The following is a 12,419-nucleotide window of genomic DNA, read 5'->3' on the forward strand; positions in this document are numbered from 1 at the left end:
TGGCGACGTGCCGACCACTCCGGGGCGCCTCGGCGCGATCCGGCCGGGGGCGCGCTAGCGTCGGGGCGTGAGCATCGCTGTCTGTCCCGGGTCCTTCGACCCCATCACGCTGGGCCACCTCGACGTCGTGCGGCGGGCCGCACGGCTGTTCGACGTCGTCGTGGTCGGTGTCGCCCGCAACGCCTCCAAGTCCGCCCTGCTGACGCCGCAGGAGCGGGTCGACCTGGTCCGTGGCGCCCTCGCCGAGGATGCAGACCTGGCGTCCGTGCAGGTCGAGGAGGTCCCGGGTCTGCTCGTGGACTTCTGCCGGCAGGTGGGCGCCTCCGCCGTCGTCAAGGGCCTGCGCGGCGGGGCGGACTTCGACGGGGAGCAGCCGATGGCGCTGATGAACAGACACCTGAGCGGCGTGGAGACCGTCTTCCTGCCGGCCGAGCAGCGCTACGCCCACGTGGCGTCGTCGCTCGTCAAGGACATCGCCCGCCACGGCGGGCCGATCGAGGACCTCGTGCCGCCCGGTGCGGCCGAGGCGGTGCGCGCCGCCGTCGCGCACCGCGCGTGAGGTGAGGAGCACCACATGACCGAGACACAGAACCCCACCGCCGGGCTGCTGGAGATCATCGACGACCTGGCGGCGCTCGTCGAGAACGCGCGGACGTCACCGCTGTCGACGAACGTCAAGATCGACCGCGACCAGGCGCTCGGGCTCGTCGAGGAGCTGCGCGACTCGCTGCCCACGCAGGTGGCGCGCGCCGACGACGTCCTCGCGGAGGCCGAGCGGACGCTCGAGAGCGCCCACCGGCAGGCCGAGGAGGTGCTGGCGACGGCGCGGGCCCGGGCCATCGAGCTCGTGCAGTCGGAGCAGGTGGTCGTCCAGGCGGAGTCGCGCGCCGCCGAGATCGTCGCCGAGGCCGAGCGGCAGGCCGAGAGGCTGCGCACCGACGCCGACGAGTACTGCGACAGCCGGCTGGCGGACTTCGAGGCCGACCTGGGAACGCTGGGCGCGCAGGTCCAGGCGGGCCGGGCCAAGCTCGCCGAGCGGCTGGGCACGGGCACGCCGCGGGTCCGGTGGGACGCGGTCGACGACCCGCAGTGGCCACAGGAGGGGTCCCGCGGCGCCGAGCGTGCCCAGCGCGGCGCCGGCCGCGGTGCCGAGCGCAGCGCATGACCGTCCGATCGTTGCGCAGGTCACGCCGGCGGCCCGTTGGCCGCGGGCGCGGGATCGCGTAGACTGGGTCGCTGGTCCGCTCGGACCGATCATCCCGCACCCGTTCGCCGCTGTGCCGACCCGGTGCCATGCCGCGCCTCCGGCGCACCCACTCTCAGGAGATCCTTATCACGACCGACAAGCGTTCGCCGCTCGTGCTCGACACGCACGAGCTGTCGCGACGTCCCGGCACCATGCGGGAGGTCGCGCGCGTCGTCGCCGCGCCCGCCGACATGGGCACGGCGGTCATCGGCGTGCCCGAGGGCGCCGACCTCACGCTCGGGCTGCGCCTCGAGTCCGTGATGGAGGGCGTGCTCGTCTCCGGCGTGGTCCGCGGGACGGCCGTCGGCGAGTGCGTACGCTGCCTCGACGAGGTGCGCGACGAGGTCACGGTGCGCGTCCAGGAGCTGTTCGTCTACCCGGAGCGCGCCCAGGCGGCCGACGACTCCGGGGACGACGAGGCCGACGACGAGCCCGAGCTGACCGACGACCTGGCGGACATCGAACCCGTGGTTCGGGATTCGCTCGTGACTGCACTACCATTTCAACCGCTGTGCCGGCAGGACTGCCCCGGCCTGTGCTCCGAGTGCGGAGCGCGGCTCGAGGACGACCCCGAGCACCACCATGACGTCGTCGACCCTCGCTGGGCGGCGCTGCAGACCATGCTCGAGGAGTCGAGCGTGTCCGACGAGACGAAAGAGAGCTGACCGTGGCTGTTCCGAAGCGCAAGATGTCGCGCAGCAACACCCGTGCGCGTCGTTCGCAGTGGAAGACCACCGCGGCGACCCTCACCACGTGCCCGAGCTGCAAGGGGCAGAAGCTGTCCCACACTGCGTGCCCGACCTGCGGCGCGTACAAGGGTCGTCAGTACGCGGAGGCACTCCGTACCGAGCACGCCGGCTGAGATGCCTGCCACCGGCCCCGCATCTTCTTCCGGGAGGCCGGAGCCGCGTGAGCTCCTCGAGAAGCTCGGGGTCCGTCTGGATCCCGAGCTTCTGGTGCTTGCCCTGACCCACCGTTCGTTCGCGCACGAGGCCGGCGGCATCCCCACGAACGAGCGGCTCGAGTTCCTCGGCGACACCGTCCTGGGTCTGGTCGTGACGGAGGCGCTGTACCGCCGTCACCCGGACAAGTCCGAGGGTGAGCTGGCGAAGATGCGTGCCGCCACGGTCTCGCAGCGTTCGCTGGCCGCCGTCGCCCGCCGCCTCGACCTGGGCGCCTTCGTGCTGCTCGGCAAGGGCGAGATGCGCACCCGCGGGTTCGACAAGGACTCGATCCTGTCGGACACCGTCGAGGCCCTGCTGGGCGCCACGTACCTCTCCCACGGTCTCGAGGTGTCGCGCGACCTGGTGCACCGTCTGGTCGACGCCACGATGGACCACGCCGCGGACCTCGGGGCGGGCCTGGACTGGAAGACATCCCTGCAGGAGGCCGTCGCCGAGCGTGGTTTCGACGCTCCCGTCTACTCCGTGCTGGGCGAGGGGCCCGAGCACGCCCGCCGGTTCGAGGCGCAGGTGACCGCCGGCCCCGTCGTGGGCATGGGGCGCGGCACCGCGAAGAAGCACGCCGAGCAGGCCGCCGCGGAGCAGGCCTACCGGGCGGTCGTGGCGTTGCCTGTCACGGGTGAGGAGCAGCCCGCCGGTGCCTGAGCTCCCGGAGGTCGAGACCGTCCGCGACGGGCTCGACCGACTCGTCGTGGGCGCCCGGGTCACGAGCGCGGATGTCCTTCGCGACTACTCGGTACGGCGGCACGACGGCGGACCCCTGAGCTTTGCGGACCAGCTCCGCGGGCAGCGCCTGGTGGCGGCGGCCCGCCGTGGCAAGTACCTGTGGCTGGTGCTGGAGGGCCCCAGGGGCGGGGTGCCCGCGGCGATGCTGGCCCACCTGGGGATGTCCGGCCAGCTCCTGGTCCGTGACCCCTCGGTCGCGGGGGAGTGGGCGCACCCCCACCTGCGCGCGCGCCTCCACCTGGAGTCCGCGCCGTCGGGTGCGCGGTACCTGGACTTCGTCGACCAGCGCACCTTCGGCCATCTCGCGGTGACGGACCTGGCGCCGACGGCGGACGGCCGGCCGGGCGGGTACGGCTCGCCGCTGGCCGCGGTCCCCGAACCAGTCGCCCACGTCGCCCGCGACCTGCTCGACCCCGCGCTCGACCGGGACGTGCTGGTCGAGCGCGTGCGCCGTCGTCGGACCGGGATCAAGCGCGCGCTGCTGGACCAGACGACGGTCTCGGGTGTCGGGAACATCTACGCCGACGAGGCGCTGTGGCGGGCTCGGGTGCACTTCGCGCGGGCGACCGACACGATGACGCGCCCGGTGGTGCGCCGGGTCCTGGACGCCGCCACCGAGGTCATGACCGAGGCGCTGGGGCAGGGCGGCACCAGCTTCGACGCGCTCTACGTCAACGTCAACGGGGAGTCCGGGTACTTCTCCCGGTCGTTGGCGGTCTACGGGCGGGCTGGTGAGCCCTGCCGGCGCTGTGCGACGCCCGTGCGTCGCGACGAGTTCATGAACCGGTCGTCCTTCACGTGCCCGCGGTGCCAGCCGCGCCCGCGGCAGGGTCGCTGGTAGCCGGCTCGCTCGAGCCGAGGCTCCAGTCCACCAGGGCGGCGACCGCGGTCTCGTCGAGCCCGGGTGCTCCGGCCTGCCGCAGGGCGTACTCGCCCAGGAGCGTGCGGTAGACGACGGCTGCCCGACGGCGGGGATCCGGTGAACCGGCCTCGTCGAGCAGCCGGGTCAGGTAGTCGGTGCGGGCGGTGTCGACGGCACCGGCTGCGGTGCGGGCCCGCTCGTCCCGGGCGGCCCACGCGCGGACGCCGACGTCGAACCCGCGGTCGGCATGGTCGAACGACCGGCGCAGCAGCTCTCGCAGCCGGGCCTCGGGGTCGGTCCCGGCGTCCTCCACCGCGGCGATGACGCCGGCGACACCTGCTCGCTGCCAGTGGTCGAGCACCGCCACGAGGAGCGCGTCACGGTTCGCGAAGTGCCAGTAGAAGCTCCCTTTGGACACGCCGAGGCCGGCCGCCAGGGGTTCGACGCGCACGCCGTCGACCCCGTCGGTGGCGAGCCGGCGTGCGGCGGCGCGGACCCAGTCGGAGGCGGAGAGCGAAGCCATCCCTTGACCATACGCCACCGTATGGCTACCGTGACCATACGCCATCGTATGGAGGAAAGATGCTGCTCACCGCCGCTGTGCTGTTGATCGTCGTCGGGGTGCTGCACTCCGTCCTCGGCGAGCTGTTCGTCCTGCGGTCGCTCCTCGCTGCGTCCGGCTGGCGCGTCCGGCTGCCACGTCAGCACGCGGAGGGGCTGCTGCGTGGTGCGTGGCACCTGACCTCGATCGCCTGGTGGGCGGCGGCCGGCGTGCTGCTCGGCGGGTCCGCGCCGGTCGTCATGGGCGTCATGTGCCTGGCATCCGCGGCGCTGTGCTTCGCGATCGTCCGCTGGCACCTGGCCTGGCCGCTGTTCACGGCCGCCGGCCTGCTGTCGCTCGCGGCCGCTGGCGCGGTGCCGGCGCAGGCCTGGTGGGTCGTGATCGGCCTTGCCGTTCTGGCGGCGGCCGCCGCCGCCGGGTTCCACGTCACCTGGGCCGCCGGGTCCACCCGGGGCGCCGCGGACGTCCTCCCGCAGCGAGCCGGCTCGCGCGAACGGCTCGGCGAGCCCGGACCGCTGCCCACGCTCGCGGTCGCCGTGGCACTGTCGGCCTACGTGGTGGTGGTCCTCGCGCTCGCTCTCGGTGCCGACGGCTGGTGGTGGACCTGGTGCGGCGTCGCGGCGCTGGTGATCCTCGTCGCACGCGTCGTCGGCGATGGGCGGTACGTCGGCGTCCTCAAGCGCGTCCGCGACACGAGCTTCGCCCGCGCCGACGACCGACGCTGGACGCCCGCCGTCGCCCTGCTGGCGACGGGAATCGGGGCGTCGCTGGCTCTCGGCGCGTAGCACTAGGCTCGGTCGTCGGGCCACGCACCCGACCGACCCGCCGACAAGGAGCATCCGTGCTGGACGCCGCCGACCTGACCTCCGTCGTGACGTTCGCGGGACCGGTCGCGGCGTCGTTCCTCACGACGCGCTACTGGCTGGCGCACGACGAGGGCGACCCGCGCCGGTTCGCCTGGTTCGTGCTCTACGTGGCCGTCGTGCTGGCCCTGCTCGGCGTGGTGCTGGGGACCACCGAGCCCGACGACCGGCTCAAGGGTGTCGGACTCTTCTTCGTCGTGACGATCGTGGCCACCTACCTCCAGGAACGTCGCCACGTGCGCCAGCGCGAGCGCAGCTCCTGAGGCCGCGCGCCGCATCCGTCCGGCCGCTCAGCGGGGGACGACGTTCTCGAGCGCCTCCGCACCGCCGGCCAGCCAGCGGCGCACCTGCGCCGCGACGAGCTCCGCGGCTCCCTGCGGCCGCCCGCCCGCGACGTGCGGGGTGAGGATCAGCCCCGGGGCGTCCCACAGCGGTGAGTCCGCGGGCAGCGGTTCGGTCTCGGTGACGTCCAGCGCGGCGCCGGCCAGCGCACCCGAGCGCAGAGCGGCGACCAGGGCCTCCTCATGGACCGTGGCGCCACGGCCGGCGTTGACGAACCGTGCGTGCGGCGGCAGCAGCGCCAGCACCGAGGCGTCCAGGGCGTGGTGGGTCTCCGGCGTCGCGGGGAGCAGAGAGACGAGCACGTCCGCGGTCGGCAGCACCTCGGTGAGCCGCGACGCCGCCACGACCGGGTGGCCGTAGCGCTCGCCGTCGGACGACGCCACGCCGGTCACGCGGGCGCCGAGGGCGGTCAGCAGCGGCGCGAGGACCGCGGCGATCGAGCCGAACCCCCAGACGACGACGTGTGCGCCGCGCAGCGTGAACTCCTGCTCCGAGCTGGCCTGCTCCCGGCCCAGCTCGCGGTCCCACCGGTGCCGACGCTGGGCGTCGAGGGTGCGGTCGAGACGGCGCACCGAGGCCAGCAACAGGGCGAGCGCGTGCTCCGCCACCGTCGCGTCGTGCAGCCCCCGCCCGGAGGTGATCACGACGTCGGGGGCGAACCCGGTGGCGAGCGCCTGGTCCGGGCCGGCGTTGAGGGTCTGCACCCAGCGCAGCCGGGTGAGCCGCCGGGCCGCGTCGTCCATCACCCGCTGCGGGCTGGCCCACGTGACGACCGCCTCGGCGTCCACGTGCTCGTCCGGGATCTCCTCACGCATGACGTAGGGGGCGACGTCGACGCCCTCGACGTCGAGGGTCAGGTCGAACGGGACGTTGCTCGGCACCAGGATCTTCATGCCTCGGACGCTACCGGAGACGGCGTGCCACGATGAGGCGATGAGCTCCCCGCACCCCAGCGCCTCCCACGGCGCCGCCCGCTACGACGCCGTGGTCGTCGGCGGCGGGCACAACGGGCTGACCACGGCCGCCTACCTCGCCCGCGCGGGCCGCTCGGTGCTGCTGCTGGAACGGCTGGACCACGTCGGTGGCGCGTCGGTCTCGGCGCGCGTCTTCGACGGCGTCGACGCGCGGATCTCGCGGTACTCCTACCTGGTCTCCCTGCTGCCCCGCCAGATCGTCGCCGAGCTCGGCCTGCGCCTGACCCTGCGGCGCCGCCGGTTCTCCTCGTACACCCCGGTGGGGGACACCGGCCTGCTCGTCGACTCCGGGTCCGACGACGCGACACGGGGCTCGTTCGAGGCGCTCGGAGCGGGCGCCGACCACGCGGCCTGGCAGGCGTTCTCCGCCCGGGTGGGCCGGCTGGCGCGTCGGCTGTTCCCCACCGTCACGGCGCCGCTGGTCTCCCGTGCGGAGGCCCGCGCGCTGGTCGACGACGACGAGACCTGGCGCGCCGTGGTCGAGCGACCGCTCGGTGAGACGTTGCGCGCGACCTTCGCCTCCGACGTCGTGCGGGGCGTCGCGGCCACCGACGGGCTCATCGGCACGTTCGCCGACCTGGACGACGACTCCCTCGTCCAGAACCGGTGCTTCCTCTACCACGTGATCGGGGGCGGCACCGGCGACTGGGACGTGCCGGTCGGCGGGATGGGCGCCGTCTCCGGTGCCCTGCGCGACGCCGCCCGGGCGGCCGGGGCCACCCTCGTCACCGGGGCGCACGTCACCGCCGTCGACCCCGGGACGGCGCGCCGGGACGCCGAGGTGTCGTGGACCGACGCCGACGGCGGGGCCCGGGCCGTGCGTGCCGGTGCGGTGGTCAGCGGGGCGGCCCCGGCCACGCTGGACGCGCTGCTCGCGGCCACCGGCGCCGAGGCGTCGGGCCGCGCGACCGCCGGGGCGCCCGAGGGTGCCCAGCTCAAGGTGAACATGCTGCTGCGCCGCCTGCCCCGTCTGCGCGACGGCGCCGACCCCGTGGCCGCGTTCTCCGGGACCTTCCACGTCAACGAGTCGTACTCCCAGCTGCAGGCGGCCCACCGGCAGGCCGCGGCGGGGCAGGTCCCCGACCTGCCCCCGTGCGAGATCTACTGCCACTCGCTGACCGACGACTCGATCCTCGGCCCGGACCTGCGGGCCGCCGGGGCGCACACGCTCACGCTGTTCGGGCTGCACATGCCGGCGCGGCTGTTCCGGGACGACCCCGACGGGTCGCGCCAGACGGCGCTCGCGGCCACGCTGCGCTCGCTGGACTCGGTGCTCGCCGAACCGCTCGACGACGTCCTGTGGAGCGGTCCGAAGGGTGCTGTGTGCCTGGAGGCCCGATCGCCCGTGGATCTGGAGCAGGACGTGGGGCTGCCGGGCGGCCACATCTTCCATCGCGACCTGTCGTGGCCGTGGTCGGAGACAGGTGATGCAGGCGACGGCGACGGCCCGAACGGTCTCGACGATCCCGGCGCGTGGGGCGTCGAGACCGTCCATCCGCGGGTGCTGGTCGCGGGTGCCGGCGCGCGCCGCGGCGGCGGGGTCAGCGCGATCCCCGGCCGCGCCGCCGCGATGGCGCTGCTGACCGGTTGACCGGGCCGACCGGATCAGGCGCAGCCGGACAGCACCGCACCGGCGAACAGCAGGTGCACGGCCGAGGCGACGGCCCCGAGCACCCCGAGGTGCACGCCGATCGCGAGTGCCGGCGCGGCGCCGGTCCGTCCCTCGGCGCGGGCGACCAGCTGGCGCACGCGGTCCGGTCCGGTCGCGTGGAGCGCCCCGGCCCCTGCCGCCGTCAGCGCGACGGGGTGGACGGGGTCGCCGAGCGCGAGGAGCGCACCGGCGAGCGCGGCGGTGCCGACGCGGCGGCGTGCGACGTCGTCGGCCGCGATCTCCAGGTAGGTCGGGACAGCGTCGGTGACGGCGCGGACGAGCGGGATCCACCGCAGGTGGACCGCCAGGGCGGTGGCGAGCAGGGAGACCAGATGGTGGTGCTGGCGCAGGTGTGCGTGCTCGTGGGTGAGCACGGCGGCGAGCTCGCGGTCGTCCAGGGCGCGGAGCGCGCCGGTCGAGACGACGATCCCGCCGTGCCGGCCGGGCAGCGTGAAGGCGTACGGGGGCGCGTCGGGGACGGTGAGCACGCGGTATCCGTGCAGGGTGCGGGGGACCGTGACCCTGCGCAGCTCGTCCGAGGTGCGGCGGGACGCGCGTCGCCGCCGGCGGATCTCGCGGCCGAGCGTCGTGGCGAGGAGCGCGGCCACCGCCGCGGGGACGACCAGCAGGAGGACCACCGGGACGGGCGTGATGCGCAGCACACCGTCGTACGGGCTCGCCACGTCGAGGCACCGTTGGCACACCTCACCAGCCGTGCCGCTCAGGACGGCGGGCCCGGAGAGCAGGCCGGCGAGCATCGGTCCGACGGCCAGGAGGGCGGCCAGCCATGCGACGATCCCCGCGGTGAGGGCCGTCGCGGCGAGCAGGGGGACGCGCACGAGGGCCGGGGCCGCCCGGCGGACCAGGTGCGGGCCGCCGAGTGCAGCGGCGACCAGGGCGACCGTCAGCGCGACGACGGCACTCATCGAGGGTCCGCCCCCTCCTGCCGGGTCAGGTAGTCGCGCAGCAGCGTCCGGTCGCTCTCCGGCATGGACTCGACGAAGTGCAGGATCGAAGCGGCCCGGTCGCCGCCGCTCTCGAGCACGTGCCCCATCACCTGGGCGGCGTGCTCCTCGCGGCTGGAGACCGGCAGGTACCGGGCGGCGCGGCCCTGCCGTACGTGCTCGACGAAGCCCTTGCGCTCCAGGTTGCCGAGGACGGTCGCGATCGTGGTGTAGGCCGGGCGTCCGTCGAGGCGGTCGATGACGTGCCGGATGCTGCAGCCGCCGCAGTCCCACAGCACGTCCATGACCCGTGCCTCGAGGGCGCCCAGCCGTGCGGGGGCCTCGGTGTGCCGTTCGCTCATCGGCGGTGTTCCTCCTGGTGCCGGCGTGGACGTGATCAGTGCCTCGGGGCACGATAGCCGACTACCGAGCGTAGTTGACTACCGCGCATAGTCGACTATGGTGCATAGTCGATCTGCATCGAGCAGCACCTCAGGAGGAACCGTGGCCGACCACCGCACATCGCCCAGAAAGCGCCCGTGGGTCGTCCCCGCCGGCGTCGTCACCGTCCTGGCGGGGCTGCTCCTCGCGGTCGTGGTCTGGTCGTCCGACGACGGCGCACCCGCGGCCGCACCGGCCGCGACGGAGAGCTCACCGGCCGACGCCCCCACCGAGGTGCAGGGCCCGGCCGACGTCGACACGGCCGCCGTCGAGCGGCGGGACCCCGAGGACCTGCTCGCCGCCGGGCCGGTCGACGCCCCCGTGGTGCTCGTCGTCTTCTCCGACTACCAGTGCCCGTACTGCGCGCAGTGGAGCCACGAGACGCTGCCGGAGATGATGGAGCACGCCGAGGCAGGCGACCTGCGCATCGAGTACCGCGACGTCAACGTCTTCGGCGAGGCCTCCGAGCGCGCCGCCCGTGCGTCCTACGCCGCCGCGCTGCAGGACGAGTACTGGGCCTACCACGACGCCCTCTACCCCGACGGGGAGACCCGGACGGAGAGCGAGCTGTCCGAGCAGGCGCTGACCGACCTGGCCGCGGAGCTCGGCCTCGACACCGAGCAGTTCGCCGCCGACCTGAACGCCACCGGGACGGTCGAGCAGGTCCAGGCGAACCAGCAGCTCGGCCTCGACCTCGGTGCCTACTCGACACCGGCGTTCCTGCTGGGCGGCGAGCCGATCGTGGGCGCCCAGCCGACCCAGGTCTTCCGCGACGCCTTCGAGGCGGCGCTCGCGGACGGGAGCTGAGCCGTGGAGATCGGACTCCTCACCGCATTCTTCGGGGGCGTGCTCGCACTGCTGAGCCCCTGCGGTGCCCTGCTGCTGCCCGCGTTCTTCGCCTCCACGGTCGGCACCGGACCACGGCTGTGGGCGCACGGTGCCGTCTTCTACGCCGGCCTGCTGGCCGTCCTCGTCCCTCTCGGCGTTGGCGCCGGCGCGCTCGGCGGGCTGTTCGCCACCCGGCGCGACCTCGTCATCGCGGTCGCCTCCGTCCTGCTGGTCGTCCTCGGCGTCGTCCAGCTCCTCGGCCTGGGCTTCGACCCGGCACGCCTGCTCCCCGGCGCCCGCGGGATCCAGAGCTCGGCGGCCTCGCGGACGGGATGGGTCAAGAGCCTCCTGCTGGGCGCGACGAGCGGCGTCGCCGGGTTCTGCGCCGGACCGATCCTCGGGGCCGTGCTGACCCTCGCCGCAGCCCAGGGCGACGTCGTGGCCTCAGGGACGCTGCTCGCCGTCTACGGTGCGGGCATGGTCCTGCCGCTGCTGGCCGTCGCCGCGCTCTGGGGGCGGATCGGCGAGCGTGGCCGCTCCGTGCTGCGCGGGCGGACGTTCACCCTGCTGGGCCGGGAGCTGCACACGACCTCGGTGGTCACCGGGCTGCTGCTCGTCGCCGTCGGGGTGGTGTTCTGGGCGACCAACGGTCTGGTCGGAGTGCCGGAGGTCGTCCCGCAGGGCGCCCAGACGTGGTTGCAGGGCCAGGGTGCCGTCCTGGCGAGCCCCGTGCTCGACGTCGTCGCCGTCGTGGTCGTCGCCGTCGTCGTGGCCGTCGTGTGGACCCGCCGTCGTGCCCGGCGCGCCGCGGCGAGCACGACCACCGCCACCCGCGAGGAGGCCTGATGCGCGCCCGCAGGCTCGCCGCCGTGGCGATGTCGGCGCTCCTGCTCGCCGGTTGCGCCGAGGCCGCTGCCCCCGTCGACGTCGACCGCGTGCCCACCTCGGGCGGCGACCCGTTGCCGGAGATCGACACCGCCGACCTGCGGATCCCGATCCAGGTCGAGGGGGTGCGGGTCGTGGACCCGGGATGGGACGTCGCGCCCCAGACCGCCGAGGGGATCGCGCTCGGCTTCACCGAGGACGGTGGCGTGCTGCGGTTCACCGCGGTCGCGCCCGACGGCGACCCGCTGTGGACCGTCGAGCGGCCCGCGAGCTGCACCGGCTTCCTGGTCACCACCGCAGGAGACCGGGCGCTCGCCGTCCTGACCGACACCTCGACGACCGAGGACTCGCTCGCGGAGACCACCGCCACGGCGTACGACCTGGCGACCGGCGAGCCGGTCTGGGGACCCGTCGAGGTGCCCGGTCCGCTGCACGGACCGGGTCTCGTGTTCGCCGAGCCGTCGACGGAGGCCATGGGGGCCTCGGGGCCGCGCGTCGCGCTCGACCCGGCCACCGGCGAGGTGGCCGCGCAGGACCACGACGGCACCGTCGTCGTCGGCACCTACGACGACGTGCTGGTCGAGCGCGAGGAAGGGACGCTCGTCGCGACGGACGTCCACGACGGCAGCGAGCAGTGGCGCGTGGAGCCCGCAGAACGGGGCTGGGACCTCGAGGGTGTCGTCGCGGCCCCTGGCGAGACCGCCGCCCCGGGGACCGCCGTCTGGCAGGTCGGCGACGACGCGACGGCGCTCGTGGACCTCGACGACGGCTCGCTGCTCGCCGAGGACGTCGCGCACGTGGCGGCCGACCCGACGACCGGCACGGTCGTGACCCTGGAGGACACCCGGATCACGGGGACCGGACCCGCCGGCGAGGAGCTGTGGGCCTTCTCGATCGCGCCCGGGACGACGATCGCGGGGGTGAGCGGTGCGCTGGTCTTCCTGCGGGAGGGGGAGACCGTGCGCGCGCACAACGTCGTCACGGGCGACGTCGCCGAGGCCTACGACCCGGAGGGCACCGGACGGATCGTCGTGCCCACCACGGTCACCGGCGACGGGTCGGTCGTGCTCGGAGACTTCGAGCGCTACTACCTGGCGACGACCGCGACGGACGGGTCCGGAGCGCCGTGACGC

16 protein-coding genes are annotated in these 12,419 nt (G+C 74.5%); 12 read left to right on the forward strand and 4 right to left on the reverse strand.

The window, feature by feature from the left end:
* Window positions 1-67 precede the first annotated feature (67 nt).
* The 6 genes from coaD (at window position 68) to mutM (ending at window position 3,775) form a co-directional block, all read left to right on the forward strand.
* The gene (gene coaD, locus UQW22_RS12225) at window positions 68-559 is read left to right on the forward strand and encodes a pantetheine-phosphate adenylyltransferase (protein ID WP_407317246.1); all 492 of its coding nucleotides are present in this window, start codon (window positions 68-70) and stop codon (window positions 557-559) included.
* 15 nt (window positions 560-574) lie between these two features.
* Window positions 575-1,165 carry a hypothetical protein gene (locus tag UQW22_RS12230; protein WP_407317247.1) on the forward strand — a complete coding sequence of 197 codons (591 nt, stop codon included), beginning with the start codon at window positions 575-577 and terminating at the stop codon, window positions 1,163-1,165.
* Between the two features lie 128 nt (window positions 1,166-1,293).
* On the forward strand, window positions 1,294-1,911 hold the full coding sequence (locus UQW22_RS12235; RefSeq protein WP_407317248.1) for a YceD family protein: 618 nt from the start codon (window positions 1,294-1,296) through the stop codon (window positions 1,909-1,911).
* 2 nt (window positions 1,912-1,913) lie between these two features.
* Entirely contained in the window at window positions 1,914-2,108 is a 195-nt protein-coding gene (rpmF, locus tag UQW22_RS12240; protein WP_106268541.1) for a 50S ribosomal protein L32, read from the forward strand.
* A 1-nt stretch (window position 2,109) separates the two neighbouring features.
* On the forward strand, window positions 2,110-2,853 hold the full coding sequence (rnc, locus tag UQW22_RS12245) for a ribonuclease III (protein ID WP_407317249.1): 744 nt from the start codon (window positions 2,110-2,112) through the stop codon (window positions 2,851-2,853).
* Entirely contained in the window at window positions 2,846-3,775 is a 930-nt protein-coding gene (gene mutM / locus UQW22_RS12250) for a bifunctional DNA-formamidopyrimidine glycosylase/DNA-(apurinic or apyrimidinic site) lyase (protein ID WP_407317250.1), read from the forward strand. Before rnc ends, mutM begins: the two co-directional genes overlap by 8 nt.
* Here the strand turns inward: mutM and UQW22_RS12255 are convergent.
* Window positions 3,729-4,319: a TetR/AcrR family transcriptional regulator gene (locus UQW22_RS12255; protein ID WP_407317251.1), complete on the reverse strand. Its 591-nt coding sequence runs from the start codon at window positions 4,317-4,319 to the stop codon at window positions 3,729-3,731. The two genes, mutM and UQW22_RS12255, sit on opposite strands and share 47 nt — an antisense overlap.
* A gap of 59 nt (window positions 4,320-4,378) precedes the next feature.
* On the opposite strand from UQW22_RS12255, the gene UQW22_RS12260 reads away from it, so the two are divergent.
* Complete coding sequence (locus UQW22_RS12260) at window positions 4,379-5,143, forward strand: DUF3995 domain-containing protein (protein WP_407317252.1); 765 nt, start codon at window positions 4,379-4,381, stop codon at window positions 5,141-5,143.
* Between the two features lie 56 nt (window positions 5,144-5,199).
* On the forward strand, window positions 5,200-5,484 hold the full coding sequence (locus UQW22_RS12265; RefSeq protein WP_407317253.1) for a hypothetical protein: 285 nt from the start codon (window positions 5,200-5,202) through the stop codon (window positions 5,482-5,484).
* 27 nt (window positions 5,485-5,511) lie between these two features.
* Here UQW22_RS12265 and UQW22_RS12270 read toward each other — a convergent pair whose 3' ends face one another.
* The gene (locus tag UQW22_RS12270) at window positions 5,512-6,456 is read right to left on the reverse strand and encodes an NAD(P)-dependent oxidoreductase (RefSeq protein WP_407317254.1); all 945 of its coding nucleotides are present in this window, start codon (window positions 6,454-6,456) and stop codon (window positions 5,512-5,514) included.
* 40 nt (window positions 6,457-6,496) lie between these two features.
* On the opposite strand from UQW22_RS12270, the gene UQW22_RS12275 reads away from it, so the two are divergent.
* The gene (locus UQW22_RS12275; RefSeq protein ID WP_407317255.1) at window positions 6,497-8,128 is read left to right on the forward strand and encodes a phytoene desaturase family protein; all 1,632 of its coding nucleotides are present in this window, start codon (window positions 6,497-6,499) and stop codon (window positions 8,126-8,128) included.
* Window positions 8,129-8,142: 14 nt separating this feature from the next.
* On the opposite strand, the gene UQW22_RS12280 is transcribed toward UQW22_RS12275, so the two are convergent.
* The gene (locus tag UQW22_RS12280; RefSeq protein ID WP_407317256.1) at window positions 8,143-9,114 is read right to left on the reverse strand and encodes a M56 family metallopeptidase; all 972 of its coding nucleotides are present in this window, start codon (window positions 9,112-9,114) and stop codon (window positions 8,143-8,145) included.
* Window positions 9,111-9,494, reverse strand: a complete 384-nt coding sequence (locus tag UQW22_RS12285) for a BlaI/MecI/CopY family transcriptional regulator (RefSeq protein WP_407317258.1) — start codon at window positions 9,492-9,494, stop codon at window positions 9,111-9,113. The genes UQW22_RS12280 and UQW22_RS12285 overlap by 4 nt, the downstream gene beginning before the upstream one ends.
* 142 nt (window positions 9,495-9,636) lie before the next feature.
* Between UQW22_RS12285 and UQW22_RS12290 the strand changes: the two genes are divergently transcribed.
* The 3 genes from UQW22_RS12290 to UQW22_RS12300 are packed head-to-tail and all read left to right on the forward strand — an operon-like array spanning window position 9,637 to window position 12,416.
* Complete coding sequence (locus UQW22_RS12290; protein ID WP_407317259.1) at window positions 9,637-10,380, forward strand: DsbA family protein; 744 nt, start codon at window positions 9,637-9,639, stop codon at window positions 10,378-10,380.
* 3 nt (window positions 10,381-10,383) lie between these two features.
* Complete coding sequence (locus UQW22_RS12295; RefSeq protein ID WP_407317261.1) at window positions 10,384-11,247, forward strand: cytochrome c biogenesis CcdA family protein; 864 nt, start codon at window positions 10,384-10,386, stop codon at window positions 11,245-11,247.
* On the forward strand, window positions 11,247-12,416 hold the full coding sequence (locus UQW22_RS12300) for a PQQ-binding-like beta-propeller repeat protein (RefSeq protein WP_407317262.1): 1,170 nt from the start codon (window positions 11,247-11,249) through the stop codon (window positions 12,414-12,416). The genes UQW22_RS12295 and UQW22_RS12300 overlap by 1 nt, the downstream gene beginning before the upstream one ends.
* Window positions 12,417-12,419 lie beyond the last annotated feature (3 nt).

The organism is Isoptericola halotolerans, from assembly GCF_045689585.1.
Classification (GTDB): Bacteria; Actinomycetota; Actinomycetes; order Actinomycetales; family Cellulomonadaceae; genus Isoptericola; species Isoptericola halotolerans_B.

Bases quoted from the DNA above. Each gene is read 5' to 3' on its own strand.
- UQW22_RS12275 (WP_407317255.1), top strand. From the start codon at position 6,497: ATGAGCTCCCCGCACCCCAGCGCCTCCCACGGCGCCGCCCGCTACGAC.
- UQW22_RS12255 (WP_407317251.1), bottom strand. From the start codon at position 4,319: ATGGCTTCGCTCTCCGCCTCCGACTGGGTCCGCGCCGCCGCACGCCGG.
- UQW22_RS12280 (WP_407317256.1), bottom strand. From the start codon at position 9,114: ATGAGTGCCGTCGTCGCGCTGACGGTCGCCCTGGTCGCCGCTGCACTC.
- UQW22_RS12285 (WP_407317258.1), bottom strand. From the start codon at position 9,494: ATGAGCGAACGGCACACCGAGGCCCCCGCACGGCTGGGCGCCCTCGAG.
- UQW22_RS12260 (WP_407317252.1), top strand. From the start codon at position 4,379: ATGCTGCTCACCGCCGCTGTGCTGTTGATCGTCGTCGGGGTGCTGCAC.
- UQW22_RS12300 (WP_407317262.1), top strand. From the start codon at position 11,247: ATGCGCGCCCGCAGGCTCGCCGCCGTGGCGATGTCGGCGCTCCTGCTC.
- UQW22_RS12270 (WP_407317254.1), bottom strand. From the start codon at position 6,456: ATGAAGATCCTGGTGCCGAGCAACGTCCCGTTCGACCTGACCCTCGAC.
- UQW22_RS12230 (WP_407317247.1), top strand. From the start codon at position 575: ATGACCGAGACACAGAACCCCACCGCCGGGCTGCTGGAGATCATCGAC.
- UQW22_RS12235 (WP_407317248.1), top strand. From the start codon at position 1,294: ATGCCGCGCCTCCGGCGCACCCACTCTCAGGAGATCCTTATCACGACC.
- rnc (WP_407317249.1), top strand. From the start codon at position 2,110: ATGCCTGCCACCGGCCCCGCATCTTCTTCCGGGAGGCCGGAGCCGCGT.